The organism is Paenibacillus lentus, from assembly GCF_003931855.1.
GTDB classification, from domain to species: domain Bacteria; phylum Bacillota; class Bacilli; order Paenibacillales; family Paenibacillaceae; genus Fontibacillus; species Fontibacillus lentus.
In genome coordinates this window covers 2,013,460-2,039,343 of sequence record NZ_CP034248.1, presented here as the reverse complement: position 1 = coordinate 2,039,343, position 25,884 = coordinate 2,013,460, and the positions used below count along the sequence as shown (strand labels likewise).

General features: G+C 47.4%; 22 protein-coding genes and 1 pseudogene. 6 read left to right on the top strand and 17 right to left on the bottom strand.

All coding sequences use genetic code 11. The annotated features are described in order from the left end of the window. Nucleotides 1-807, top strand: a complete 807-nt coding sequence (locus EIM92_RS09140) for a TPM domain-containing protein (RefSeq protein ID WP_125082383.1) — start codon at nucleotides 1-3, stop codon at nucleotides 805-807. A gap of 75 nt (nucleotides 808-882) precedes the next feature. Next, on the top strand, nucleotides 883-1,608 hold the full coding sequence (locus tag EIM92_RS09135) for an HAD family hydrolase (protein ID WP_125082382.1): 726 nt from the start codon (nucleotides 883-885) through the stop codon (nucleotides 1,606-1,608). Here the strand turns inward: EIM92_RS09135 and EIM92_RS09130 are convergent. From EIM92_RS09130 to EIM92_RS09105, 6 genes are all read right to left on the bottom strand, one after another. Beyond that, entirely contained in the window at nucleotides 1,558-2,388 is an 831-nt protein-coding gene (locus EIM92_RS09130) for a DUF2207 domain-containing protein (protein ID WP_125082381.1), read from the bottom strand. The two genes, EIM92_RS09135 and EIM92_RS09130, sit on opposite strands and share 51 nt — an antisense overlap. Nucleotides 2,389-2,524: 136 nt before the next feature. Then, nucleotides 2,525-3,874 carry a GH1 family beta-glucosidase gene (locus EIM92_RS09125; protein WP_125082380.1) on the bottom strand — a complete coding sequence of 450 codons (1,350 nt, stop codon included), beginning with the start codon at nucleotides 3,872-3,874 and terminating at the stop codon, nucleotides 2,525-2,527. 152 nt (nucleotides 3,875-4,026) lie between these two features. Continuing rightward, complete coding sequence (locus EIM92_RS09120) at nucleotides 4,027-6,033, bottom strand: beta-galactosidase (protein ID WP_125082379.1); 2,007 nt, start codon at nucleotides 6,031-6,033, stop codon at nucleotides 4,027-4,029. Between the two features lie 116 nt (nucleotides 6,034-6,149). Next, entirely contained in the window at nucleotides 6,150-7,445 is a 1,296-nt protein-coding gene (locus EIM92_RS09115) for an ABC transporter substrate-binding protein (RefSeq protein ID WP_125082378.1), read from the bottom strand. 71 nt (nucleotides 7,446-7,516) lie between these two features. Then, entirely contained in the window at nucleotides 7,517-8,344 is an 828-nt protein-coding gene (locus EIM92_RS09110) for a carbohydrate ABC transporter permease (protein ID WP_110931561.1), read from the bottom strand. Next, entirely contained in the window at nucleotides 8,344-9,225 is an 882-nt protein-coding gene (locus tag EIM92_RS09105; RefSeq protein ID WP_110931560.1) for a carbohydrate ABC transporter permease, read from the bottom strand. Before EIM92_RS09105 ends, EIM92_RS09110 begins: the two co-directional genes overlap by 1 nt. Nucleotides 9,226-9,349: 124 nt before the next feature. Between EIM92_RS09105 and EIM92_RS09100 the strand changes: the two genes are divergently transcribed. After that, nucleotides 9,350-11,164, top strand: coding sequence for a cache domain-containing sensor histidine kinase (locus EIM92_RS09100; protein ID WP_125082377.1), 1,815 nt, complete (start codon nucleotides 9,350-9,352; stop codon nucleotides 11,162-11,164). Between the two features lie 6 nt (nucleotides 11,165-11,170). After that, nucleotides 11,171-12,808 carry a response regulator transcription factor gene (locus tag EIM92_RS09095; protein WP_125082376.1) on the top strand — a complete coding sequence of 546 codons (1,638 nt, stop codon included), beginning with the start codon at nucleotides 11,171-11,173 and terminating at the stop codon, nucleotides 12,806-12,808. Nucleotides 12,809-13,290: 482 nt separating this feature from the next. On the opposite strand, the gene EIM92_RS09090 is transcribed toward EIM92_RS09095, so the two are convergent. From EIM92_RS09090 to EIM92_RS09040, 11 genes and pseudogenes are all read right to left on the bottom strand, one after another. Then, nucleotides 13,291-14,037, bottom strand: a complete 747-nt coding sequence (locus tag EIM92_RS09090) for an amino acid ABC transporter ATP-binding protein (protein WP_125082375.1) — start codon at nucleotides 14,035-14,037, stop codon at nucleotides 13,291-13,293. 23 nt (nucleotides 14,038-14,060) lie between these two features. Then, complete coding sequence (locus EIM92_RS09085; RefSeq protein ID WP_125082374.1) at nucleotides 14,061-14,720, bottom strand: amino acid ABC transporter permease; 660 nt, start codon at nucleotides 14,718-14,720, stop codon at nucleotides 14,061-14,063. A gap of 107 nt (nucleotides 14,721-14,827) precedes the next feature. Next, nucleotides 14,828-15,610: an amino acid ABC transporter substrate-binding protein gene (locus EIM92_RS09080; protein ID WP_125082373.1), complete on the bottom strand. Its 783-nt coding sequence runs from the start codon at nucleotides 15,608-15,610 to the stop codon at nucleotides 14,828-14,830. A gap of 301 nt (nucleotides 15,611-15,911) precedes the next feature. Beyond that, a pseudogene (locus EIM92_RS09075) lies at nucleotides 15,912-16,468 on the bottom strand (mismatch-specific DNA-glycosylase). 59 nt (nucleotides 16,469-16,527) lie between these two features. After that, entirely contained in the window at nucleotides 16,528-17,289 is a 762-nt protein-coding gene (locus tag EIM92_RS09070; protein ID WP_342772910.1) for a YwaF family protein, read from the bottom strand. Nucleotides 17,290-18,376: 1,087 nt separating this feature from the next. Beyond that, nucleotides 18,377-19,126, bottom strand: coding sequence for a GntR family transcriptional regulator (locus EIM92_RS09065; RefSeq protein WP_125082371.1), 750 nt, complete (start codon nucleotides 19,124-19,126; stop codon nucleotides 18,377-18,379). Continuing rightward, nucleotides 19,089-19,895 carry an inositol monophosphatase family protein gene (locus EIM92_RS09060; protein WP_125082370.1) on the bottom strand — a complete coding sequence of 269 codons (807 nt, stop codon included), beginning with the start codon at nucleotides 19,893-19,895 and terminating at the stop codon, nucleotides 19,089-19,091. Before EIM92_RS09060 ends, EIM92_RS09065 begins: the two co-directional genes overlap by 38 nt. Nucleotides 19,896-19,939: 44 nt before the next feature. Further along, nucleotides 19,940-20,857 (bottom strand): ComEC/Rec2 family competence protein, encoded by a 918-nt coding sequence (locus tag EIM92_RS09055; RefSeq protein WP_125082369.1) that lies wholly within the window; start codon nucleotides 20,855-20,857, stop codon nucleotides 19,940-19,942. Then, entirely contained in the window at nucleotides 20,841-21,728 is an 888-nt protein-coding gene (locus EIM92_RS09050; RefSeq protein ID WP_246021264.1) for a carbohydrate ABC transporter permease, read from the bottom strand. The genes EIM92_RS09055 and EIM92_RS09050 overlap by 17 nt, the downstream gene beginning before the upstream one ends. A gap of 26 nt (nucleotides 21,729-21,754) precedes the next feature. Next, nucleotides 21,755-22,969 (bottom strand): extracellular solute-binding protein, encoded by a 1,215-nt coding sequence (locus EIM92_RS09045; protein ID WP_125082368.1) that lies wholly within the window; start codon nucleotides 22,967-22,969, stop codon nucleotides 21,755-21,757. A gap of 10 nt (nucleotides 22,970-22,979) precedes the next feature. Beyond that, nucleotides 22,980-23,810: a carbohydrate ABC transporter permease gene (locus EIM92_RS09040; protein ID WP_246021263.1), complete on the bottom strand. Its 831-nt coding sequence runs from the start codon at nucleotides 23,808-23,810 to the stop codon at nucleotides 22,980-22,982. A 356-nt stretch (nucleotides 23,811-24,166) separates the two neighbouring features. Here EIM92_RS09040 and EIM92_RS09035 point away from each other — a divergent pair, with 356 nt between their 5' ends. Both EIM92_RS09035 and EIM92_RS09030 read left to right on the top strand, forming a co-directional pair. Continuing rightward, entirely contained in the window at nucleotides 24,167-24,958 is a 792-nt protein-coding gene (locus EIM92_RS09035) for an IclR family transcriptional regulator (RefSeq protein ID WP_246021261.1), read from the top strand. A gap of 297 nt (nucleotides 24,959-25,255) precedes the next feature. Next, entirely contained in the window at nucleotides 25,256-25,873 is a 618-nt protein-coding gene (locus tag EIM92_RS09030; RefSeq protein ID WP_125085084.1) for a transposase, read from the top strand. Nucleotides 25,874-25,884: the final 11 nt, after the last annotated feature.

The window sequence follows — 25,884 nt, the reverse complement described above, 5'->3', positions numbered from 1 at the left end:
ATGAGCCTCACAACCTGCCGAAATCGATCGAGTCGAAGCTTGCTCTCACTCCTTGTTCTATGCCTGCTTGTATTTATCTGCCATGGTACGGAGGCCGCCGCTGCACCGAAGATCCCCGATCCCCAAGGGGATATCTATGTTCAAGATTTCGAGCATATCCTGTCTGCAGAGCAGGTGCAATACATCCTTTCACTCGGCCGAGCGCTCGAAGATCGCACAAAAGCCCAGATTGCCGTACTAACCGTACCATCATTGGGGGATGAGCCCATCGAGCAGTATGCGCTTCAAGCTCTGCGGACCTACCGGCTGGGCGATGCCAAGCTGGACAATGGCATTCTGCTGCTAGTCTCCCTGGGCGATAACCAGCCCGGGAACCGCCAGGTTCGCATCGAGGTCGGCTACGGGTTGGAAGGCGCGCTGCCGGATGGCAAAGTTGGCCGGATTATCGATCAGGTCACTATACCTTACATTGTCAACCAGGAGGCTGGACAAGGTATTGTTGAAACGTACAAAGTTCTCTATAACGAGGTTGCCAAGGAATATGGCGTGGAGGGAGAGCTGAACCCGCAAGAAGTCGCACTGCCGAGCTCCGCTGATGCGGGAGAAAGCGGCGGCATGTCCATATCCTGGGTCATTATCATCGGGGCTCTCCTCATCCTCGACATCGTATTTTTTCGTGGAACATTCACCCTGTTCTTCCTGTCCATTCTTGGCCGGGGCGGAGGTAGAGGTGGAGGCGGCGGGGGCGGCTTTCGCGGCGGGGGCGGAGGTTCATCCGGCGGAGGAGGAGCGAGCCGCCGATTTTAGTCCCAGTTCTCACCCGGTAGGCAGTATAATAGGAGCTAGTACTACTATCAATTACAAGGGAGAGAACTGTATTTCATGACATTTTCTTCGCAGCAACGAGCCGTATTTTTTGATCTCGACGATACATTGTACGATCATCTAATTCCTTTCCGCACCGCACTGACCCGTATTTTAGCTACTAAAGAGGACTTTCCATACGAGCAAGCCTATCACCGAATGCGGTACTTCAGTGACGCTCTGTCTGCTGAGCTCGGGGGAACGCCCACCCACGGCGAAGAGCTGCATCAAATGCGGCGCCAACGCTTCCAGATGGCCTTAGCCGAATTTGACCTACAGCTTACGTCTGAGCAAGCTCAAGCCGTGCAGGAGGAATATCTCAGCTTACAGTATGCTATTGGATTGTTTGATGGTGTAAAGGAACTAATCACGGACTTGAAAGCCAGGAACTTCATAGTCGGCGTAATCACGAACGGCCCGCCTGACCACCAAATGAATAAAATCCAGGCTCTCGCTCTAACCAAACTGATACCCGAAGACCAAATATTCATCTCAGGAGCTGTTGGCTTCACGAAGCCGGATGTGCGGCTCTTTCAACACGTGACCGACAAGCTTGGTCTGGCTCCTGAGAACTGCTGTTATATCGGCGACTCTTGGCGTAACGATGTTGTCGGGGCGCTGGATGCGGGCTGGAAGGTGCTCTGGTTCAATCACCGCAACGTCACGCCGGAATCAGATCATCAGCCACATCACCTAGTAACCGGATACCCGGAAATCACGAAGGTGCTGCTGGAGCAAATGTAATGTCCCAATCCCATCACCATCAAAACTCAAAGAACCTGACAGGCAAGCTGTCAGGTTCTTTATATCGCAGCAGCTAAAAAGCTCCGGTTCCTCCACCGTCTCCTCCGCCGCCCCCGCTGGAGAAGCCTCCGTTGCTGCTGGAAGAGGGATTCGGCGGCATGTGCCTCCCTGATCGAGAAGCTCATTGTAATAATGAATGTAAGCTTTCCCGTCTTCCCCGGCCTTGGCCAAGACCTCGCCACCAGTACGATCATGCAGGAAATAATAAATCCTATCCCCGCTATCATCCTTCGGCAGCTGCAATTCGATCGTGACATGTTGAATATCATCATTGTTGTTCTTAAAAAAGCTCCATGACAAATCGCCCGTATCCGTATAACGTATCGCAGCAGCCTTCACCCGATATCGGTAATATACGCGCTTCATTTCATTTGAAGATGGCGTGTGAATATAATACGTATCATTTTTCTCATTAAAATCAACGGTCAGACGCTGCAAATCGTCGTATGTAAAGTCTGCAAAATGCTTTCCGTCCGGCGGAATATACGCTTCAAAAAATTCAATTCCCTCATGCCCTTCCGGGTCGACATACCTCGTCATACCATTCCAACTGCCCTCGAACCGGTAGGTGAATAACTCCTGTATAAAAAGATCTCCATTGGACATGATCCTCGCCGACACATCCACCTGCTCCATAGTAAATTTCTTGCTCTCCTCGCAGCCCGCCAGTAGAATGATCAAAAATACAAGCGGAAGCCATAACCATCTCCATCTCCTCATCCCGCCACTATCACCTCTGCTGTCAAATCTTCAAACTATTATAAACTATTTAAATTTGAATTAAATCCGACAAAAAGCCCGCTCCTTCGCATCGAGGGCGGGCATGTTTCAGTAAAATGATATTTTTTCGCCAAATTTAGCGGCTTTCCAGCTCAAACCAGTTTTTGCGAATCAGCTTTTGATACCAGTAATAACTCTCTTTCGGTGTGCGTACCTGCGTTCTGTAATCCACATGGATCAGACCGAAGCGGCAGGAGTATCCGAAAGCCCATTCGAAGTTATCCATCAGAGACCAAGTGAGATAGCCTTTCACCTTCACGCCGGATTCGATCGCTCGACCTAACTCGGCAATATGACTCTCCAAAAATTTAATACGGCGAACATCGTTGACCTTCCCATCGACTACCTCATCATTGTAGCAGGCACCGTTCTCGGTAATATAAATCGGAATCGGTCCGAACTGCTCGGTCAACCAGCTTAAGGTCAAGTACAGACCTTCGGGGAAAATGAACCAGCCTTTATCCGACTTATCGTATCCAAGATCGACATGCTCCAGATCCAAATAATTATTGCCTTCCTTATGCCGTACAATGTTACCGCCATAGAAGTTCAGACCAAGGAAATCTATTTTTTGCGAAATGATCTCCATGTCGCCCGGCTCAATGACGGGTTCGGCGCCCTTCGTCTTGATCCAAGCGGCCATCTCCTCCGGATATTTCCCTGTAAATACAGGGGTCACAAACCAGGTGTAAATGGAAAATGCCCGATATGCTGCGTCGATATCCTTCTGTTTGCGTGAGAACGGCTCGTACCAGTAAATGTCTGGCGCATAGCCGATCTCGCCCGCTGTTCCAAGCTCGCGGAATTTCGCCACCGTCTTGCCGTGCGCAACCAGCAAATGGTGCCCCACTTGAATGGCCGACTGCCAATTCATAATGCACGGTGCATGCCTGCCCAGCAAATGGCCGTTGATCGCGGTGCACCATGGCTCATTGAAAGTCATCCAATGCTTGATTAGGCCGTCAAACTCGCGAAACATCGTTTCAGCAAACATGACGAAGGCGTCGATCGTTTCTCTATTCTCCCAGCCGCCCTTCTCCTGAAGCGACTGCGGCAGCTCCCAGTGGTACAACGTACAGAACGGCTCGATCCCGTTCTCAAGCAGTTTCTTCACCATCCGCTTGTAATGCTCTATTCCCTGGCGATTGACCTCGCCGAAGCCGTTCGGATAAATTCGCGGCCACGATACAGAGAATCGGTAGGCTTTCACGCCAAGCTCTTTCATCAGTTGGATATCTTCCTCGTAGCGGTTATAGCTGTCGCAGGCAATGCTTGCGTCATCGCCTTGATAGATTTTACCCGGCGTTGCCGCCATAACGTCCCAGATGCTCGGGCCACGCCCGTCCTTATCCAATGAACCTTCGATTTGATAAGCCGAGGTAGATACGCCCCAAACAAAGTTCTCCGGAAATTGTATGATGGTCACCGTGAATTCCCCCTGCCAAGTTAATAGAATGAAATTTGCATTAAAATATATAACTGCTTCTTCGATCGTATAGCGATCCGTTCTGTACTTAATACTAGATAAACCCGGCGCTGCCGTAAAGGCGACTAAATCAAGATCAGGGTATGATTCTCTTAAGGTAATGCGGGCAGTTCCATTACATCGACACCATAAGGCTCCAGGCTTAGCGTCTCCTGCCGCCTCTTGCCATAAAGGACGCTGTGATAAGACGCCGGCAATATGACTTGACGGGGCTGACGACTCAAGTTCAACACGAACAGATAAGCTGCGGATTTCCCGCTGCGCACCACAATTTGCACGCCCTCCGGCAAATCAGGGAACATCAGCATTCCATGCGCCTTTGCCTCTTTTTCGAACAGTTCCTGCAAATAAGCTTCCTCTAAATGCGTACCAAGATAATACACTCGCCCTCCGCCGAATGAATTCACCGTCACAGCAGGCACACCGCTGTAGAAATCCTCATCATACCAAGCGATCGCTTCCGCCCCTTGCAGGCTCAGGATATCGCACCACTGCGAGCAGGTGAAGGAGCGTCCTTCGCTATTAACGACCCGATGCTTGTCCTGACCGATCGGATCATATTCCTCTACCCTGACTCCGGTACATTCCGCGAGCAGTCCAGGCAGCGGCAGCATAACCGCTTGATTGTTCATATGCTTAACCCCTGAGCGGCTCGTGACAATTACCGTGCCCCCTGCCTCTGCAAAACGCTCCAGCGAGGCTGCAGCCTCCTCGCTTAGCAGATAGAAGCTTGGAGCAACCACGATTTTATAGCCGTCCAAAGGCTGCGTCCATTCGATGACATCGCAGCCGATCCCCAGCTTCGTCAGCGCGCGATGATAGTCCTTCACATTCTCGTAATAGTCCATACCTTCCACCTGAGGCTGGATGCAAAGCGCCTCAAGCTGCTCATGCGACAGCAGTATTGCCGCCTCATGCTTTGGAGCCGTTCCCTGAAGCTTACCGGATAAGGCGTTAACCTCTCCGCAAAGCTCGGCAAATTCAGAGAACCTGCGTCCAGGAACATTGCTGGGATCAATTAAGCCATGCCAGAACTGCTCGGCCCCTGTGGCCGCCGTGCGCCAGCGGAAATGCACCACCGTATCAGCCCCTTTGGCGATCGCCTGCCAGGAGAACGCGCGGATGAAGCCCGGATACGGCGCCCGCCACGTCGGAAACCAACAGCCCGGCGAGCCGCTGAGCTGCTCCATAATCCAGAAGTTCCGCCGCTTGATTCCGCGGGTGACATCAAGGGCCAGCGCTCCGCTGTACGGACCGGTCGACTGCTTGTCCGGCGCGGTGTTCGGATAATAATCGAAGGAGACAAAATCCAAATCAGCACCGATCTGGTACAAATTCAGCCTCTGCGGATACGTATGAAAATTATGAGTCACGAAATGGCTTGGGCAATTCCTGCGTATAATATCCAGCTGACCCCGCTGGAATTCCTCTATGGAGTCCCACTGAAACCGGGCAAAATCCAGCAAATAGGACGGGTTCTGATGTCTCGATCCTCCATATGGCACGCCGACCTGCGACCAATCGCTGTATTCCCCGCTCCAAACGACCGTTCCCCATTCACGGTTAACGACTTCGAGCGTACCGTATTTCCGCTTGACCCATTCCTGGAATTTATTATCGCAAGCATCGCAATGGCAATCGATTACCCAGTATTCGTTATCCGTCTGCCAGCCGATAACCGCAGGATGATGGGCATAGCGCTGTGTCATCTCTTCGATAATCCGCGAGCCGTAGACCCGCAGCGATTCGCTGTTATAGCACCGATGACCCCGCACGCCCGGATAAGTGATGGTACCGTCCGCATTCCTTGGCAGGACATCGGGCCTAAGCTCGGTCAGCCAGCGTGGAGGCGTATTGGTCGGCGTACAAAGGACGACGCGGATATCGTATTTATGGAACAAATCGATCGCCTGATCCAGCCATTCGAAATGATACACCCCTGGAGTGCTTTCCATCCGGCTCCAGGCGAACTCCGCCAACCGAACGACCCGTACGCCCGTCACCTTCATCAGTTGAACATCCTCTTCCCACAGGGACGGATCCCAGTGCTCCGGATAATAAACGACGCCGATTTGTACCTGATTCGCAAATTTGTTCATAGCCAGTGCCTCCCGATCGTTCTAAATTAAGTAAATTTCGAATGGAAAAGGCTGCTCCTTTCACTCATCACATTTTGATAAGTCTCAGAAGCAGCCGATGTTACTAATTTATTATGTTATTTCAGCTTGTCCCATGCTGCCTGCATGTTCTCAGCCCAGCCATTCACATCAGATTTACCTGCAATAAATTGCTGAATGACACTGCCGAACTCTTGAGCTACCCCATCTGGAAATTTAGAGGACTGCAATCCGTAAATTTGATCTGCCTCAATGTAATTCCAAAGCTCTGTACCGATGTCACCCATATCCTCCGGTGTTGCTTCAATCGTTGACAATGCAGGGATAAATTTAAATTTCTTTACAATGTACTCTTTCCCTATATCCGATGTTACGAGCCAATTCAAGAATATTTTTGCTTCTTCCTTAGCATCAGATTCCTTGTTGATCACTAGGTTGGCTGGAATACCGATCGTCAATTTATCATTTTCCTCTGGATCATCGCCGAGCGGCATAGGCAGCACACCAATGCTCATATCTGGATTAATGCCATCGATCATCGTTTGTGCCCAGTTGCCTTCTTGCATCATGGCCGCTTCCCCATTGGCGAACATTGTAACTTGAGTGTTATAGTCGGTTGTCAATGGATTTTTGTTGCCATAGTCTACCGTCAGCTGCATCAATTTAGCCCAGTTTTCGAACTTCTCATTGCCGACGAATGATGCTGTTCCGTCATTCAGTCCTGCAATAAAACCATCAACGTCATCCTGCTGGGCAAAGGCTACGCTAATCCCTTGGTTCCCCATAAGCCACCATTCCTGATAAGCGTTTGCGAAAGGTGTAATACCCGCTTCCTGCAGTTGCTTAGCCGCAGCTTCCAACTCGGAATATGTCTTTGGCAGGGTGGTAATGCCCGCTTTTTCAAATAATTCCTTATTATAAATATATCCGAAGCCTTCCAGGTTCATCGGCATACCATACACTTTACCATCCTTGGTCATTGGCTCTGCTGCCAATGGAATCAAATCCTTTACCCAAGGCTGATCAGACAAATCCTCCAGTTTATCAAGCCACATTTCCATCTCAGTGTATCCGCCATTAGAGAAAATGTCAGGCGCATCACCGGAAGCAAACTTCGTCTTCAATGAAGCAGCATAGTCCGCGCCGCCGCCGACCGTCTGGATATCAAGCTTGATATCCGGGTACTCCTTCTCAAATTCAACTTTTAATTCGTTAAGCCCCTCTACAATCTCCGTTTTAAACTGAAAAATGGTTACTGTTTTTCGTTCTTTCTTCGCATCATCTGCCCCGTTTGCATTACCCGACGCATTGTCTTTACCGCCGCATGCTGCAAGAAACAGAGACATTACCATCATGACTGACAACAATACAATAGAATATTTTTTTTGCTTCATTTCGTTTGTTTCCCCCTTGCTGTATTTTCACTTTTTTATGGAACAGCTTACTCGGTCATATTCATTTTCTATCAGCCTTTGACCGAGCCAGCTGCAATTCCCTCAACAATATAACGCTGCAGGAAAAGGAAGAAAATAATAATCGGAGCAATCCCTAGCACTAAGGCTGGAAGAGCAATATCCCACTGCTTCGTGTACTGTCCGAAGAATGCGAAGGTTGCAAGTGGAATCGTGCGCATCTCGGGTCTTTGCAAAATTAGTGATGGAAGCAGATAATCATTCCATACCCAAAGACAATTTAGTACAATAACCGTCATCAACATCGGTCTAAGCATAGGCAGTACAATCCGGAAAAAGACAGTAATCGGCGTGCATCCATCCACCGTAGCCGCTTCTTCAATTTCCAGTGGAATCGATTTGACGAAACCATGGAAGAGGAATAACGACATCGGCGCGCCCAGACCGAGATAGGTTAGAATAAGGCCTGCCATGCTGTTATTCACGCCAAGCACGTTCACGACGCGCATAAGCGGAATCATAATCGATTGGAACGGAATAACCATCGCTGCTATGAATAAGAAGAACAGCAATCTATTGAATATTGTATCTGAGCGAACCATACGGTATGCTCCCATGGAGCTGATCAGCGCCATGAGCAGCACACTAATGACAGTTATGATTAATGAGTTGGTAAACGCCTCTGGAAATCTAGTAAGCTCCCACGCTTTACTGTAATTCTCCCAATGAAATACCGCTGGCCAACTTGCCGAATTAGACATAATTTCACCAAACGGCTTGACTGAGTTAACAAACAGGAAGTAGAACGGTGCCAAGAAGACTAACGCTACCAATACCATAACAAGCTCTGTAACTATCATTCGAACGCCATATTTCTTCATTAAGCTTCGACCTCCTTGCTCTTCGTCAGGCGAACCTGGAACAAAGTGATCACAGCAACAATGATGAAGAACAACATCGCTTTAGCCGTCCCCATACCATATCTGTTATTTTGGAAAGCCTCCACATAAATGTTCATAGCTACGGATTCTGTCGACTTGAATGGCCCACCCTTTGTCAGTGACAGATTCAAGTCAAACATCTTAAACGCCCAGGATATGGCAAGAAATAAGCAGATGGTGATAGCTGGCATAATCAGCGGAATAATAATACTGCGCAGCATTTGCCAACGGCTTGCACCATCGATTTCTGCTGCTTCCATCACTTCAGAGGGAACATTCGTCAGTGAGGATATATAAACAACCATCAAATACCCTGCTGTTTGCCATACGAACACAATTGTAATTCCCCAGAACCCTGTTGCTGCATCCCCTAGCCATGGTAGACCAAAGAATGACCATCCGGTCAGATCCGCCATCGTAGAGAATCCTTTAATGAAAATAAACTGCCAGATAAACCCGAGAAGCAGTCCACCGATGACGTTCGGCATAAAGAAGATCGTTCGCAAAACGTTGCGGAGCTTCAAAGCCTTAGTTAGGAAATAGGCCAAGAAAAATCCGACAACGTTCGTAAGTATTACACCTACAAGAGTAAATCTTACCGTAAACCAGAACGAAGACCAGAAATCCGGGTCATTCCTGAATACTTTGATAAAATTTTCTAAACCTACCCAGTTCACTGATCCAGATACACCGTTCCAGTCCGTCAACGAATAATACATACCAAGCAAGAATGGAACGATCATGATAATTGCAAAGAACAGTAGAACAGGCCCTATAAAAAATAACTGCAGCCCCCATGAAGACAGTCGCTTGCTGCTCATGCCGCAGCCCCCTTTCTTTCTACCGAGTAACTGTTGTATTGTTAATTATGAACGTGTTCCATCCTTCGGAACACCTACTAAGGTGAACACTCAGGTGTAATTTATTGATCGGAGAGATATCCTAGTGAAATGGAATAGCATTCGCACCAAGTTAATCGTCTTTATGCTGATCGCCACGATCATTCCCATTGTAGCCACCATGTTTGTCACTTACCTGTACACCACTCAGTCATTAAGAACTAGGGCTGTTCAGGAGAATGCCAATTTGCTATACCAAGGTCAGCGAAATCTTGCTGAACTCTTAAGTGATCTCAATCGTAGTTCGTCCACCATCTATTCCAATGCGGAATTATTCCGGCTTCTCGAAGGTGGGTATGATGACCCACAGAGCAGTTCGCGGGTATATGCCGCCTTGTCCTATATTTCAACATCAATCCCGGATATTTATCAGGTGTATCTCTACGAGAATGTAAATCGCAGAGCTACCCTGCTCACATTGAACACGCCTAAACGACATTACGACACCGATCCATATGAGGATATTTTGCTTAATAATGATCGTAGTTTAACCGTGCAGAAGACGCATATGAGTCATATTTACGGATTTGCTCCCATTCAGCCAAACTACCCGCCCGAGCCTGTATTTACGCTGCATCGCAAGATAGAAAAGGTACCTTCAAGCGAAGTCATCGGCTATCTGGCAATCGATGTAAAGCTGTCGGCGCTTACAGAAATCGTGGAGCATTTATACGAAATCAATCATGAAAAAGTATATATTCTTGACCAGAACGGTGCTATCGTTTATAGCGACGATGAAAGTCAGCTTGGACTGCCGCTGGAATCGGACTGGTATAATGAACATATCGCGGCTGCGAGCAAGCTTCACGGACATTTCGAGCAAGATAACAATGTTTTCATATATCAGCGTTTAGAAAAGGCGGGGGCAAACTGGGTGCTTGTTAAACAAATCCCCGTATCGTATTTAAACGAAGAAGCCAACAAGGCAGTAACTATAAATCTGCTGCTTCTCGCTATCTCTCTTATGGTCATCGCCGGTGCCACTATATTTATAACACTGCGAATTACTGCACCTATTAAGCAATTAAATCGGTATATGAATCAAATTCAATCCGGTAATTTGAACGTTGACATCCAGCCGGCCAGCAATGACGAGATTGGTGCGGTCATGCTGCGCTTCCGCAGTATGATGGACACGATCAATAACCTGATTTTGCGTGAATACAAGCTGGAACTGGCGAACAAGACGAATCAATTGCGGGCGATGCAGGCCCAGATCAATCCCCATTTTCTGAATAATACGCTGCAAATTATAGGCACACTAGCGCTGGAATTGAAGATGCCGCGAATTTATGCGCTGCTGTCGGCTCTGGCGAAAATGATGCACTACAGCATGCATAACGAGGATAAGAACGTTACCTTGCGGGACGAGCTTGAACATGTGAAAGCATATATCGAGCTGCAGAAGGAACGATTTGAAAATCGCTTCCAATTTCATTATGATGTGGATGATTCGCTGCTTGACCTGCCTATGCCTAAAATGATTTTGCAGCCGATCGTCGAAAACTATTTTAAACACGGATTGGATCGTACAGCTTGGAATGGCGAAGTCATGCTGTTTGCTAAGCGGCTGCGGCGGGGAGGACAGGTGGAGATCGTCGTACAGAACAATGGGGCACAGATCCCTGAAATCAGATTGAAACAGCTGCAGGAGGAACTAAGCGATTTATCCCCCGCCACAATCCATCAACCGGTGAATGACGGGGATGAGACAAGCCGCCCTTCGATCGGCTTGGCCAATGTTCTCGCTAGGCTGCAGCTTGTCAATGGAGATAATGCCGCGCTGGCGATCAGCAACCTTGATCCGGTCGGCGTACAAATCACCCTGATCATTCCTGATCAAGATAGAAGCGGAGTGTGATTAGAGATGAAAGCACTTATTGTAGATGATGAAGCCAGAGTCCGTAAGGCTGTCCATCTTCTCGTAGATTGGGATGCCCACGGCATCAATGAAATTCTGGAGGCCGGAAGCGGCAACGAGGCGATGGAGCTCATCCGCAAGTCCCGCCCAGAACTTGTCATTATGGACATGATGATGGCCTCCGGACACGGCATGGAGCTAATGGAATGGATCAGCGAATTTGCCGATACCATTAAATTCATCGTGGTCAGCGGTCACAACGATTTCGAATTCGTCCGCAACACCGTCCGCCATGGAGGAATCGATTATATCCTAAAGCCGATTGAAGCTGAGGCGATCAATGCCGCGGTTCATAAAGCAGTGACGGAATGGCGCGAAGAGGAGCGGGATCGGATCGACATACAGCGGCAAAACATCCAGTTGAATGAATTCAAACCGGTTTACGGGGAGAAGCTGCTCTCCTCCCTTATTGACGATCAGAGCGCCGCCGAGGCTTCTGTTCGTCGCCTTCGCAATGAGGGTGCCATCCCAATGGAAGCCGAAGCCGTACAGCTATCGCTGCTGCAGCTGGATGCCAGCGATGCGCTGCTCTTCAAGCGATTCGGCAACAACAGCGAATTAATGCACTTTGCCATCATTAATGTTTGCAATGAGTTCCTCGCCAAAGATCGTTCTGGCATCGCCTTCAAGTATTGGGGTGCTCCCTGGGAAATTATTATTCTGACCTGGGAGCGATTCTGCAACATTCAGGAACTGATTTTCCGCATTAACGAAGGATTGTTCCATACATTTCAGCGCAGAATGCATTTCGGGATCGGCTTGGCAGGCCAGCTTCCGCACAGCCTTCCGGCTCAATATGCCGAAGCGAAGATGGCACTGGCCAGGCGCAACGTGCTGCGGAGCGACGCCTATGTGCATTCACTTGAAGCAGAAAGCGACGATTCGGCGGAAAGACATGGCCAGTATACCTTCAGTTCGGTTAGAGAGGAATGGAAGATGGCTGTCCTTAGCGGAAGTGACGGGCAAATTTCCGAAGCCTCGCAAAAATGGGTTAGCGAGCTCGCCCGAACCGAGGGCATTACGCCGGAGCAGCTTCAGCAATGGACAACTGCGGTCATGCAGTTTCGCGTCCAGCTCCTGCGGGAGACATTGGGCGATGCCGCCGGGAATGCCGAAACCGCATTGGAGCAAAGCGACCGGCTGAATCAGCCTCCCCACCCGGGCAGTTATGCTTTTACGCTGTTCGCCTGGCGGGATTGGTCTTATAGTTTAATGAGCGAGTTGGCTCGCGTGATCAACGAACGGCAGGCTAAAGACAAGCGGACAATTAATGATATCGTCAAATACGTTGAGCAGAACTATATGGACGATGATCTGTCCTTGCTTGATATTGCTAGCGCTTTTTTCGTCAGCCGGGAATATATTTCTCGTAAGTTTAAGCAGGAATTCGGCATTAATTTCTCCGACTATTTAGCCACTTACCGGATCGACAAGGCGAAGCAGCTCATGCAAAACCCTCATTTGAAAATTTCGCAAATTGCGGAAATGGTCGGGTTTCGGGACGTCAAATATTTCAGCAAAGTGTTCAAGAAGCAGGAGGGTGTGTCTCCGAAAATGTATCGCAGCAAGCTTGAGAGTCTATAGTTCAACGTATACATTTTAATAGTTCAACTTATATAGATGGATTTAAAGTAGTTAGTTTCCACGGCAAATAAGAGAAGGTAGATTTAAATGGATTTCATGTGTTAAAAGAAGGGGATTTGCCAGTCATGGCCTGGATTTTGGATTTTAGGTGCCTAAAATCCATCTATTGTTTTGAAACATTCGTTCAGAGCATAATTAGATACACGGACTCCATTTAATGTGCGACGGCATAGTGTGCGCAGTTTGGTGTATGCATCTTAATGTACGACAACGTGGTGTGCGCAGTTTGGTGTATGCAGTTGAATGTAGCTGTTCAGTTGATAAGCAGGGAGTACCTGTACCAGTATCTTTGCAGTCTTAAGTCAAAATGATTATAGGCTTTGCTGTAGTGCACATATAAACAGGGGCTGTTCCCGAGTCATTTCAGATCTTGGGACAGCCCTTGTAGTATTATATTCATTGTTCGCGAGACGAAACACTGATCAAGCCAATACCCGGGTCAAGAATGCCCGTGTCCGCTCATGCCGCGGATTTCCAAAGATCTGCTCCGGCGCGCCGGACTCGATGATTTCGCCGTCCGCCATGAACAGGACTCGATCCGCGACTTCCCGGGCAAAGCCCATTTCATGCGTCACCACGATCATCGTAATCCGCTCCTCGGCCAAGCGTTTCATAACCTGCAGCACTTCCCCCGTCAGTTCGGGATCGAGGGCAGAGGTCGGCTCGTCGAACAGCAGGATTTCCGGATTCATCATCAAGGCGCGAGCAATGGCTACCCGCTGCTTCTGCCCTCCGGACAGACTGGACGGATAAACGTCAGCCTTGTCAGATAAGCCTACTTTATCGAGCAGCTCTAGGCTCATCTTGGACACATCGACAGAGGACATCCCCTTAACCAGCTTCGGTGACAGCTCCAAATTGCCTTTGACCGTTAAATGCGGAAACAGATTAAAATGCTGGAACACCATCCCCATACGGGAAGTAATCTCCTTGATTTGCTGACTGCTGGAGTAAACGCCGTCTTTAACAAGATATCTATCCCCTACTTTGACGCTGCCGCCATTCGCCTCTTCTAAATGGACTAGACTGCGCAGCATCGTAGACTTCCCAGAGCCAGAAGGGCCGATCACAGCTACTACTTCGCTCGAATTGACGTTGAAGGAGATGCTCTTTAATACCTCAAGCTGACCAAACACTTTTTTCAATTGATTAACTTCAATGATTGCCATAACTAGACAGTCCTCACAGTCCTTTATTCGAATTTGAATTTTCGCTCAAGTGCTTTGAACAACAGGGTAAGCCCTAAAGTCATTAGCAGGTAAATAGCTCCTGCGATAATGAGCGGGATGATCGTAAAGTCACGGTTTACTGCTGTATGTGCAAAGTAGAGCAATTCAGGTACAGATACCGCATAAAGCAAGGCCGTATCCTTGACAAGTGTAATGGACTCATTAGAAACCGCAGGGAGAGCTACACGAAACATTTGCGGCAATATAATTCGTGTTAACGCCTGCCAGCGGCTAAGTCCCAGTACCTTCGCCGCTTCATACTGACCTTTATCTACAGCCAGTAGACCGCCCCGGAAAATTTCCGAAAAATAGGCAGCATAGTTCAATATAAAAGCTAGCCCAGCAGCAACAAATCTATCCAAAACAAGATACTCACCAATGACTGGGAGCATAGGCAAGCCAAAGCAAAAGAACACTAATTGCAGCAGCAACGGCGTTCCACGCATCACGTACACAAAACCATTAGCCAGCCAGCTAATTGGCTTCACACGGCTATTCACCATTAACGTCACGAGAAAGCCCAGCGGAATCGATATCAGGATGACAAGCAGAAACAGTAGGATCGTCGTTCTGGCGCCCTGCAGCATCGGTATCGTGATGTCCCATAGGTAACTTATACTCATATATTTCGTCTCCCCAAAAACAAAAACCGGACAATAAGCGATCCGGTTATCGTATGATGACTTTTCTTAAATTCCTATCTATAAATGGATGGATAACTAACCAACGTCTACTTCAAAATTTTGTCCTCGCCGAACCATTGCTCTGAAATTTCAGCAATCTTGCCGTTCGCATTCAGTGTATCTATTGCATTTTGCAGCTTCTCCAGCAGTTCTTCGTTGCCTTTTTTGACACCAATTCCATACTGCTCAGGAGCAAGGGTCTCCTCAACCAGTTTAAATGTTCCTTCTTCTTTGGACATATAATATCTAGCCACAACTTCGTCAATAATGACCGCATCCAGGCGCTTCGTCTTCAAGTCAGTAAGTGCCAGTACGTTATCCGCGAACTCGGTAACGCTCTTTACTTCGGATTTGATCGGATTAGCGTTAAGCGCGTCCGCCGCCGAAGACAACGATTGTAGACCTACATTTTTACCTGCTAGGTCATTTATGGAATTAATATCGGAATCCGCCAAAGTAATAATGATCTGACTATTCTCCAAGTAAGGCTTCGTAAACAGAACCTTGCCTTTGCGCTCTTCCGTAATTGTATATCCATTCCAAATCAGATCAATCCGTCCGCTGTTCAGCTCAGATTCCTTCGCTTTCCAATCAATCGGCTGGAAGGTTACTTCCACACCCATTTCTTCGCCGACCGCTTTCGCAAAATCAATATCAAAACCAACCAACTCATTTTTCTCATCCCGGAATCCCATTGGCGCGAATTTATCGTCAACTCCGATAATGAGCTTTCCGTCATCCTTCGCTCCACCGGAGCCGGAACATCCTACTAACGCAGCTATCATCACTGCCACAATTAAACCAAGCACAATTAGTTTATTTCTCTTCATGTTGATCCTCCCCGTCTCGTCCCTACAACTTTAAACACTTTAGTTCGTTAATACGTTATCAAGGTTATATCATAGCATATCACCTTGAAAGAGTCGAGAGGAATGATGGGGTGGATCAAATTTCCAATTCCATGATTTTATTCGATTTTGGCCTAACAGGATAAGCTTTCTTAAAAAGGTCTATTGACGGACTTTCTATTGATAGACCACATTTTAACGGTTGTTTTTTTCTTATGATTATTGCGATTATTAAAATGATTTCAGCTCCGCGAAAAACTTAAAAAAAGGCCCTTATACGCCCTTATTCTGAAGCAGGCACTTCCGTTATGAACTCATTTAACTTCGCATAAATTTCCACGATTTCAGACATCGGCATTCGCACCAGACCGCTGGACGAAGGGGCTACGAATTCATGAATTCATGAATTCCTTCCACGACAGGACTCTCCTGAAATCCCCAACCTGCTCGCGCCTTGCGGCTATATTCCGTATAGACGCCTTTACCAACAAAGCATGCCACCTTCGGACGATATTTCTCCAGCTTCGCCCGCAAAATTTTACGGCCTTCCGCATACTCTTCCCGGGTTATATCCTCGGCTCCTTTTGTCGGACGCGCTACGATATTCGTAAAGCCATACCCGAGCTTCAGCAGCTCCCCATCTTCGGAAGCTTGATACAATCTAGGCGTGAGGCCGGAGCTATGTAAAATGCGCCAAAAATTGTTGCGAGGATTGGCATAATGATGCCCAACCTGCCCGGAACGAATGCTTGGATTAAAGCCGATGAACACGATGCTTAATCCGTAGTCCAAATGATCCGAGATGGCTGTTAATGCCTTGGATTCATCTGCTTCGCACATAATCTTAGCTTCCTCCTTTTGTGGACAATACAACATCATTATAATACACACAGCTTCGTCTAACCTGTAAGCTCTCTCTCCTTCTCCGACTGTCTGGTAACCCTCCTCCTTAGATCAGGAATCCAGAAGAACAACGCATACATAACAATAAACATCGTGAGAGCGATAAGCTCCTCCGCCAACAAATAATAGGGATGTGGTCCGAACATATCCAGTATGGAAGGCGTGCTCGGCTTATTTCGTAAAAACATGTAATTAGCACCGATGGCATAGTTCAGCGCACCGACAGCCAAGGCGAGTACATTCAGGAATAGCATGGCCCAAGCAATGGATTTCCATGTCGGCCGATAGTGTTCGATCCAGGTCATATAGAGCGAAGCAAGGATGATCGCCCCGTGCGCAATGAAAAAGTGAAAAAAACGAAAATGCGGATACCCAAAGTCCAAACTCGGTGTCAGCCATGCCTGCAGGGCCCCGCCAATTCCGGCAAAAAACAATATCTGGTACAGCAATCGGTTCCTCGTTAGCAGCATTACAATCGACAGTAGCAATGAAACACTGCACAGCTCCAGCGGCAAAGTATCCGTAATATCCCATTGTCCCTCAAACACATACCAAGAGTTTAGAGCAATTTCAGATAACAACAGCAAACCAAGCAGGCCATAGCGAATCACCTTCATAGCTAACACGCTGGAACCAATATACCTTCTCCCCGCAAACAGCACTGCAATCAGCAATAGCAACAGCCCCATCCCTACGAGATGGGAAGTCGAATACATCACAAAATCGGGAGCATCCTTTACCCGAAAAAAACTAGACATATCCATCCTCATTATCCTTTCTTTCTCATTTCCGGCGATCTTTGTTGATGGTTATAATATGGACTGCAACAATAGAACAGGTCAAGCGGCGCTTAGTAGTTGATCTGTTCTAGATGTTCTTGAATTTAGTTAATGGGGATCTGTCGGTTGAAATCATTTTGATTGTTTCAACTTCCCGTTCGGTTGCCTTCTTAGCTAATGTATAGAAAACCTGTTCGCTAGAAACAGATAGATAAAAATCTAATAATCCAAAGTTTCTTTTAACTCTAACACTCTCTCTAAATCATGCATTTTCTCAAAAAGAAAGTATATAAGATACTATTGAAAGGAATGTGAGGAAGCAGGCAAACAGGCAAACAGGCAAACACGTAAAACGTTCCTGCGATTACTGTTGCTCCCAGATTCTTTGGATGGTATAGGTTCTATCCGTAGACTAATTGGATCTCATGTATTTAATTATGCTCTAAACGAATGTTTCAGAGAATAAATGGATTTTATGCACCTAAATCAAGAATATAACTCAGGATTGGCAATTTGCCTCCTTCTAACGACATGAAATCCATTTAAATCTACTTTTTCTTCCTTGCCAAAGAAACTAACTGCTAAAAATCCATTTATATAGGTTGAACGATTAAAATAGATGGCTTGACTGTGTCAACAGCCTTCGCCGTACTAGCATCTGCCACCACTTTGTGCCTTTTCCAGCCCTGGTAGCATAACTCCCCGAATCAGATACGAAGCAGCGATCCCAGCATCTGAGCTCCTCATTGATCAGGTGTTCCCTCGTTGAAATTCGTGTACGTGTTCTTATCGGTTTCTACCAATACTCCAGCGTTCTCGACCAAATAGGCAACGCTATCAAAATAAAGAAAGGGCAAAAAGAGGACATCTCGGGAAATTCCAAGACGTCCTCTTCTAATTATGCTATCACCAGAATGCACTTTATAAAACATTGTCTGCTAAGTCATGGTCATTCGTTGATTCTGCCCGTGTTATACCATAATGCATCATTCATGCTGCTTTATGAATATCGATAAGTATGTTGCTATCTGCATTCTAATCCACGCTTGGAGGCGTTTTATCGGAGTTATTTTCGTTCCCTGCGTATCCAGAAATGAAAGACATCGTTCCTTAAATAGTCGAAAGAGTACAGCACTTCTCTGTTTTGCTCGTCATAATGGAGTTGTTTCAGCAAAATAACCGGCGTCTCTTCCTCCTTATCGACCTGCAATCGTTGCACATGCTTGTCCTTTTTGAACGGAACCAGCAATTCCGTATCCGCTCTGGCGATAACAATACCGCATTCCTCCTCAAGAAAACGGAATAACGAGCCGTTAAAATCCACACGTTCGAAAGCATCGCCTACCAAATCTTTTGGCATCACGTTGATGGAATAGGTGACGGCCTCTCCGTCTGCATAACGAATACGTTCCAGCTTCACAACTTTATCGCCTGCCTGAATATTCAGCGCCTTAGCCCATTCATCAGTGCATGACACCTCCCCAATCATTTCCTTGTTGTTCTCCTCCGTTAAGCCAGATAGCTTAATCATCGTTCCGATGCTTTGAAGAAACTCCAGACGGCTCGGTATCATCGGCAGCGGTTTAATGACGAAGGTGCCCACGCCGTGCTTGACAAGCAATTTCCCCTCCTGCTCCAGCAGCTTGATGGCCGCTCGAAGCGTTTCCCGGCTGACATTGAAGTACTTCGCCAGCTCATACTCCGACGGAAGCCGCTGCCCGACCTTCCATAGCTTGCTGTCGATCATTTTTTCAATTTCCAACTTAATATTCTGGTAACTAACCAATCGATTGACCCCGATTCTTGTATAGTTCATCCTTCTCCAACAAGCTGGATTGGAGCAGCTCCGCGATTTCTGGATTGCCGCAGATCAAAAGCGAATGGCCGTCCACCTCCCTCGTGAACAGCGCGCCCCCTGCTTCTTCCACGATCAAAGCCCCCGCGCACCAATCCCATGCATGAAGATCGAACTCCCAATATCCGTCAAAAAACGACGCCGCAACAAAACACAAGTCGAGCGCAGCGCTGCCTGTACGGCGAATACCCGACACCCTACCTATCATTTTGTTAAAATACTTCAGGTTAATGATAGGCTCATGGCCACAGCTAGGAAAACCCGTTGTAAGCAAGCTGCTCTTCAAATCCTTTGTCTGTGACACTTGGATACGCTGCCCATTATAATAGGCACCTTGCCCCCTAATTGCCTGAAACTTCATGGAGAACGGTGGTGAGTAGACCATTCCCAGTTGAGTAATCCCGTTATGCTGCAAGGCGATCGAAATCGATGACAACGGAAAACCATGGATAAAGTTCGTCGTGCCGTCGATCGGATCGATCACCCATACAAACTCGCTTTGCTTGTCAAGCTTGCCGCCTTCCTCGGTCCACACACTATGATCGGGATATCGCTTCAAAATGCAATCGATCAAGATCTCCTCTGATCTGAGATCAATATCCGTAACAAAATCCGTATCATGTGCTTTGGTCTGTACCTGCATATGTTTACGGTTCAGCGCATCCAGCTGGAGGGCGGCTGCTTGCTCTACCCATTCCTCCATCTCATTCATCAAGTCATTTAAATTCATGCCATCACTGTTCCCTTATTCGATCTGATTTTATAAATCCGTGCTTACTTAATCAGGTGTATCGTCCTCTCATTCAAGTCCATGCGAATGATTCTATGCCTACTCCCGGCTTCCTCCGTATAGTAAATGCGCGCCGCAGAATGCTCTGTTACAGCGACCTCAAATTCAGGGTGCGGCAATTGATACGTCCCTTCATCATCGGCACTGACCACGACAACCTTGGGCGACACGGTGTGCAACAACGCCTGGGAGATACGCTGTGCATCTCCATGATGCGGTGCCTGCAGCAGATAGACGTCCTTGATCTCCGATTCATACGGGCTCCAGAAATCCAATCCAACATCAGAAGTCAGGAGGGCGGCCGGATTATGTTTGTAGCGAATCAACACGGCCAGGGCGGTATCGTTCAGCATTCGATCAATCCTCGTTAAACGTTCCTGCTGACGATTCAGCGCCTCCACCTCCAAGCTCTCCAGCTCAGCCTGGAGCTGCTGCAGCTTCGCCTGGTTTGGCGTCAGCAGCCTGAACTCAACCGCTAGCTCGGACAAGGCGAATGGTTCACTGATTTGACGCACAGGAATACCAAGTTCCTTGGCTTGTTTCAGAATGGCAATGTACAGAGATAGCGACGCCAATATCGGCGTAGAATGATCGCTCAACCTACTGTTTAACAGATGCGACGGCAAAGGCACATGTAGTAAAATTTCCCCGATCGGAACATGCCCTAGCACCTCGCGCACCCCGCCGATATGATCCTTGTGGAAATGAGTCAAAATCAACGCATCTATTTTATTAATCCCGTATTCCCGAACATACTGCTCCAGGCTGCATCTTCTCGCGTGCTTGTGACAATCCGCATCGCCAGCATCCACTACAAGGCAATAGGAACGCTGCCCATCTTCAATTCGAACAACCGCAGCCTCACCGAAGCCAACATTCAAAAAATCAATAACGTAGGTCATGCCCGTTTCCTCCGATCGACCGCTTAATGTAGAATATCGAGAACGTCAGCACGAGAAGAACCATGATCATCGAAGCGGCAGCGCCATAGCCGATTTGCAAATTATATACGCCGTGCCTGTAAATATATTGAGTGATCGTCGTTGTAGAATTGGCAGGCCCCCCGCCGGTCAATATATTCACTTTATCGAACAGTCTAAAGGTATCGATCGTGCGGAGTAAAACGACCATCAGCAGGCTTGGCATAATATTCGGCAGCGTAATATGAAGAAATATGCGGCCTTTTCCTGCCCCGTCCACCTTGGCTGCATCATACTGCAGCTTAGGGACTGCCTGCAGCGCGGCATAGATCAGCAAGAAGGCAAACGGCGTCCATTGCCAAATATCAATGAATAAGATGGCATAAAAGGCCATGTGGATATCCATTAAGAAATTAAACGGCCCTCCCCCGAAATAAGACAGCAAATGATTGATAATGCCATTATGATTGCTGAGCATCATTTGCCAAATCAGCGCCACGGTCACGGGCGGCAGCAAAGACGGGAGAAGAAACGAAATGCGGAGTATTTTCAAGCCCCTTTTCAGGCTTTCGACAAGCACAGCCAGCCCTAGTCCCAAAGCGATTTCAGCTGTAACCGCCAGCACCATAAACTTCACCGTGTTCCAAACCGCTTTAAGAAACACTTCGTCCTGTATGACCTTGATGTAATTAGCAAACCCGACAAACTGCTTGGATTCATTGGCCAAATAATAATAATCGGTAAAACTGTTCAGGATCGTGTAGCCGATTGGAAAAACCGTTAATCCAGTTAAGAGAACAATAACAGGGGCCAGCATGGCCCATTGAAACCGCTGCTTGCTATCCAAGTTCATTCCACTCCTTCACCTTTGGATGAACCTTATTTCATAATCTGATTGATCTTTTGATTCGCTGTGGACAGTGCATCCCCCACCGTCTTCGTGCCAGCGATCGCAGCGGATAGCTCCGTGCCGAGGGCTTCTTCTACGCGTGACCAAAGCGGTGTTCTCGGTCTTGCCACAGAGTTCTCCAATGCCTCCAATTGGACCGGAAAATGCTTGTATTTCGCAGACAATTCGCTGTCCAGATATGCGCTTTTTCTCGTTGGCACTCCGCCATGCTCTACCATTTGTTTTTGAATTTCACGGCTTGTAATGAACGTTAAAAACTCGGCGGCCAGCTCAGGTTTTTTCGAATTCGCCGTTACTCCCATCATCCAGTTGCCGATCATTCCCGTAGCGAACGCTTCGGCGCCATCTGCAGCTTGAGCCGGTACCGGCGAATATTCTGCACTTGCCTCTTCGCCCGTAATAAACCATGACGGCCAGCCCAATGCCATCGCCGCCTGACCCGTTGACAACGAGCTGACGATATCTGTCGTTTCATAGTTCACCCCTACGGCGAGAAGCTCCATGTATGTGTTTAATGCCTTTTTACCTGCTTCAGAATCGATCTGCGCACTCCAATTTTCATCGAATACTTGTCCGCCGTACGCCCAGAAAATGGGCAAAAAGTCGGATACGATCGGATTTCCTTGTTGGCCGCGAATAACGTAACCGGCGACTCCGTCCTTTTCATGAATCGCTTTCGCCATACTCAGCACCTCTTCCCAGCTTTGAGGGACTTCATAATTATGCTTATCGAGCAGTTGCTTATTGTAGAAGAACAACTGGACATTTCCAGAGAACGGCAGAGCATATAGCTCGCCCGTAGCATACGGATGCTTACCCAAGGCCAGTGACGATGCTTCAAAATCTGCGTCCTCTGTAACGCCTAGGCTGGATAGATTAGCAAAAATGCCCGCCTCGCTGAATTCCGGCATCCAAGGATCGTCAGCCATGATTACATCGTAAGCACCGTTTTTATTTTTTGCGTCCAACGATATTTTTTGCTTCAAATCCGCTGCTTCAAGCCCGAGAATTTCAACCTGCACGTTATGCTCCTTTTCGAAGGCCTCCTTCACAGCTTCCATCGCCGTCACATGAGAGCCTCCCCTTGCGGCAACAACTAGCTTGTCCGGCCCCTTACTTTGGCAGCCTGCCAGTAGGCTAACGACTAAAATTAGACTAATGAGTATAAAAACATTCTTTTTCATGGTTATCCTCCTATTCTTTCACAGCGCCCGCAGTTAGACCGCTCATCAAGTATTTCTGCATAAGCATAGCGATCAATATTACGGGGATCAAAGACACGATACCGCCGCTCGCCACCTTGCCCCACTCCGTCAACTCCTGTTCACTGTTTAGCGTGGCCAGCTTCAGCGGAATCGTAAAGTCGCTAGGGCTTTGAATGAAAATAACACTATACAAATATTCATTCCATGAAGCCATAAATGATAAAATCGTTACAGCGGCAATCCCTGGCACCACTAACGGCAGCACGACCCTAGCATAAATTTGGAATTCGGAGGCTCCATCGATCCGCGCACTTTCTACGATCTCATCGGGTACGTTAGCGAAGAAGCCTATCATAAACCAAATCACTAAAGGGATGTTGACCAGCACATGGGCTAGTATAATCGGGAGCTTTGTATCCAGAAGACCTACGTTGTTCATTATTATGTAGAGAGGCAGCGCAAACGTAATCGGCGGCAATACTCTGACCAGCAGAATCCAGATGAGCAGCGTTTTCTTAAACGCGACTTTAAATGTCCTTCCTCCCAATACATAAGCACTGGATACCCCAAACAACAACACAACCAACAGGGAACACATTGTAATGAGAATGCTGTTGAACAACGGCAATACATAATGATCCTCCGCAAAAATGTCCAGCAGATGCTGCAATGTGATGGAACTAGGGAGCAGCGACACCTTAGAAAATAAATCCGATGAATTTTGCGTGGCGATGACCGTCACCCAATAAATGGGGAACAACGTCCACAGCAGCATAAAACCTACAAAAACATATTTGGAGCTTGTTAGTAACCGATTCAAATCGTTCTCCTTCTTTTTCATTTGTCTAGACGTCTATACGACTACTATAAATTCATTCTATTAGCTTGGTATTATCCTTATATTAAGGTGCAGTTAAGTGAAGCTTGCTAGATTGCATCGTTTTACATAGGCATAATAAAACGACGGCCTTGGCTCCGATTAAATTCGGGTCAAGGCCGTCATCTTGTAGCAGGGTATACCTTTAAAGCTTTATGTTGTTGTTCGTACAATGCATATTTCGATGCTTCGCTAGAGTTGATGCCGACTACATATTAAACTCCTATTGACATTGTCGGATAAAGACCTGAACATAGTGAATATAGATAAAAATAACAGAAATATAGTTGGAGGTTATAGTGTTGAACGAGAAAAATCCACGCCTGATTCAATCCGTGAAACGGGCGCTTGATATCGTAAACTGCTTTGATTCGCTACATACGCAGCTTTCCCTTACCGAGATCAGCGAGAAGCTGAACTTGAACATAAGCACCGTGTATGGTTTGATTAATACGCTTTGCGCTTATTCATATATCGACAAAAACCCGAATAACGGCAAATACCGACTCGGTCTGGAGTTTTTGCTCAAGGCCAATTTGGTCTCACAAAGCCTAGACCTTAAGGAAATTGGGCATCCATATCTTACGGAATTAACTAGGAAATTTCACGAGACCTCTCACTTATACGTTTATCAGCATGAGCAAATCTTCTGCGTAGACAAGGTGGAATCCCCAAACAACTACTTCATTGTTAGCTCGCGGGCAGGCAGCAAGCTGCCGATGCACGCCTCCGCTTCGGGCAAAATATTTCTAGCCCATATGCCGGAGCTTGAGCTGCAAAGTCTACTACAAAACTATAAACTGACCAAACTGACAGAAAAGACGATAACGGAGAAGAAGAAGCTGCTGAACTGCCTCCAGCAAATCCGGGAGCAAGGATACAGCATCGAGGACGAGGAAATCGAGGCGGGCGCATATAGTATCGCCGCACCAGTAAAGGATGCCGCAGGGCAAACTATCGGCACGATCAGCGTCATTGGTTCGCTCGCCCGAATTAAGGAGAATGAAGAGCTAATCCTTGCGGATTTACTCACTGCGGCTGGAAGGATTTCTAATCAATTTGGCTATCCTTTCAGATCCGTCCAAGGCTAGGTCGGTTCCAAATTTGATTCGCTTATTGCAGCGCTATTAACGCTGGTCGTTACCATCCTTGTAGCGCTTGTCAACCAATTGCAAAGAAATAGACCGCCCGTTATTGCAATTTCATTAAGTTAGGGATCCAAATATCGTGAAAAGAGCAGGTTATCGAAATGATAGCCCGCTCTTTTTTTGCATGCAAAAGAAAAAAGGACTTGACAAGTGGATGGAAGTGTGTGGCGAAGCCCCTTGAAAAAACGAGGAGGTTTCGCCAATGAATGAGTATGCGAATTCGCTAATAGAAACGCTGACATCCCTCATCCGAGAAATATCAGCCGCGCCAGCACCCTATGTCAAAAACCCTACCGGGGGTATCGTTTACTCGTCATAGACGGTTCGGATTTGCATTTCACAACGGATCCTACGTACAGGGACACCTATTTTCAAAGCCAACCAAACACGAAAGGCTATAACCTGCTGCATTTGAATGCAGCCTATGACCTGTGTAACCGACTTTACGTTGATGCTCTTGTTCAGCCACGAAGGTTGTGCAACAAGGGAAGGGCGCTGGCGACTATGGTTGGCCGTTCCCCCATCAAAGGCAAAACCATTGTGATTGCCGATCGGGGTTATGAAAGTTACAACAATTTGGCGCATTTGGAACGCAAAGGGTGGAATTATGTCATACGGGTAAAGGATTTGGATTCCAATGGCATTCTTTCGGGCTTGCGTTTGCCTTCTAGCGGAGAGTTTGATCGCCACATTCATCTGACACTCACCAAAAAACAAACCAAAGAGGTCAAAGCTCATCCTGAGATTTACAATTCGTCCCTTCCGCTTCTACTTTTGATTTTTTGGATCGACAGGAGAACTTGTATTACCCTTCTCCTTTCGGGTTGTTCGTTTTGTCCTGTTCAATGGTGTATATGAAACCGTCATAA

Excerpts from the sequence above, each read along its gene's own strand:
- EIM92_RS09140 (WP_125082383.1), top strand. The coding sequence starts at position 1 with ATGAGCCTCACAACCTGCCGAAATCGATCGAGTCGAAGCTTGCTCTCA.
- EIM92_RS09105 (WP_110931560.1), bottom strand. The coding sequence starts at position 9,225 with ATGAGCAGCAAGCGACTGTCTTCATGGGGGCTGCAGTTATTTTTTATA.
- EIM92_RS09115 (WP_125082378.1), bottom strand. The coding sequence starts at position 7,445 with ATGAAGCAAAAAAAATATTCTATTGTATTGTTGTCAGTCATGATGGTA.
- EIM92_RS09090 (WP_125082375.1), bottom strand. The coding sequence starts at position 14,037 with ATGGCAATCATTGAAGTTAATCAATTGAAAAAAGTGTTTGGTCAGCTT.
- EIM92_RS09085 (WP_125082374.1), bottom strand. The coding sequence starts at position 14,720 with ATGAGTATAAGTTACCTATGGGACATCACGATACCGATGCTGCAGGGC.
- EIM92_RS09070 (WP_342772910.1), bottom strand. The coding sequence starts at position 17,289 with ATGTCTAGTTTTTTTCGGGTAAAGGATGCTCCCGATTTTGTGATGTAT.
- EIM92_RS09135 (WP_125082382.1), top strand. The coding sequence starts at position 883 with ATGACATTTTCTTCGCAGCAACGAGCCGTATTTTTTGATCTCGACGAT.
- EIM92_RS09060 (WP_125082370.1), bottom strand. The coding sequence starts at position 19,895 with ATGAATTTAAATGACTTGATGAATGAGATGGAGGAATGGGTAGAGCAA.
- EIM92_RS09095 (WP_125082376.1), top strand. The coding sequence starts at position 11,171 with ATGAAAGCACTTATTGTAGATGATGAAGCCAGAGTCCGTAAGGCTGTC.
- EIM92_RS09130 (WP_125082381.1), bottom strand. The coding sequence starts at position 2,388 with ATGAGGAGATGGAGATGGTTATGGCTTCCGCTTGTATTTTTGATCATT.
- EIM92_RS09050 (WP_246021264.1), bottom strand. The coding sequence starts at position 21,728 with ATGAACTTGGATAGCAAGCAGCGGTTTCAATGGGCCATGCTGGCCCCT.
- EIM92_RS09055 (WP_125082369.1), bottom strand. The coding sequence starts at position 20,857 with ATGACCTACGTTATTGATTTTTTGAATGTTGGCTTCGGTGAGGCTGCG.
- EIM92_RS09080 (WP_125082373.1), bottom strand. The coding sequence starts at position 15,610 with ATGAAGAGAAATAAACTAATTGTGCTTGGTTTAATTGTGGCAGTGATG.
- EIM92_RS09120 (WP_125082379.1), bottom strand. The coding sequence starts at position 6,033 with ATGAACAAATTTGCGAATCAGGTACAAATCGGCGTCGTTTATTATCCG.
- EIM92_RS09110 (WP_110931561.1), bottom strand. The coding sequence starts at position 8,344 with ATGAAGAAATATGGCGTTCGAATGATAGTTACAGAGCTTGTTATGGTA.
- EIM92_RS09045 (WP_125082368.1), bottom strand. The coding sequence starts at position 22,969 with ATGAAAAAGAATGTTTTTATACTCATTAGTCTAATTTTAGTCGTTAGC.
- EIM92_RS09065 (WP_125082371.1), bottom strand. The coding sequence starts at position 19,126 with ATGAACTATACAAGAATCGGGGTCAATCGATTGGTTAGTTACCAGAAT.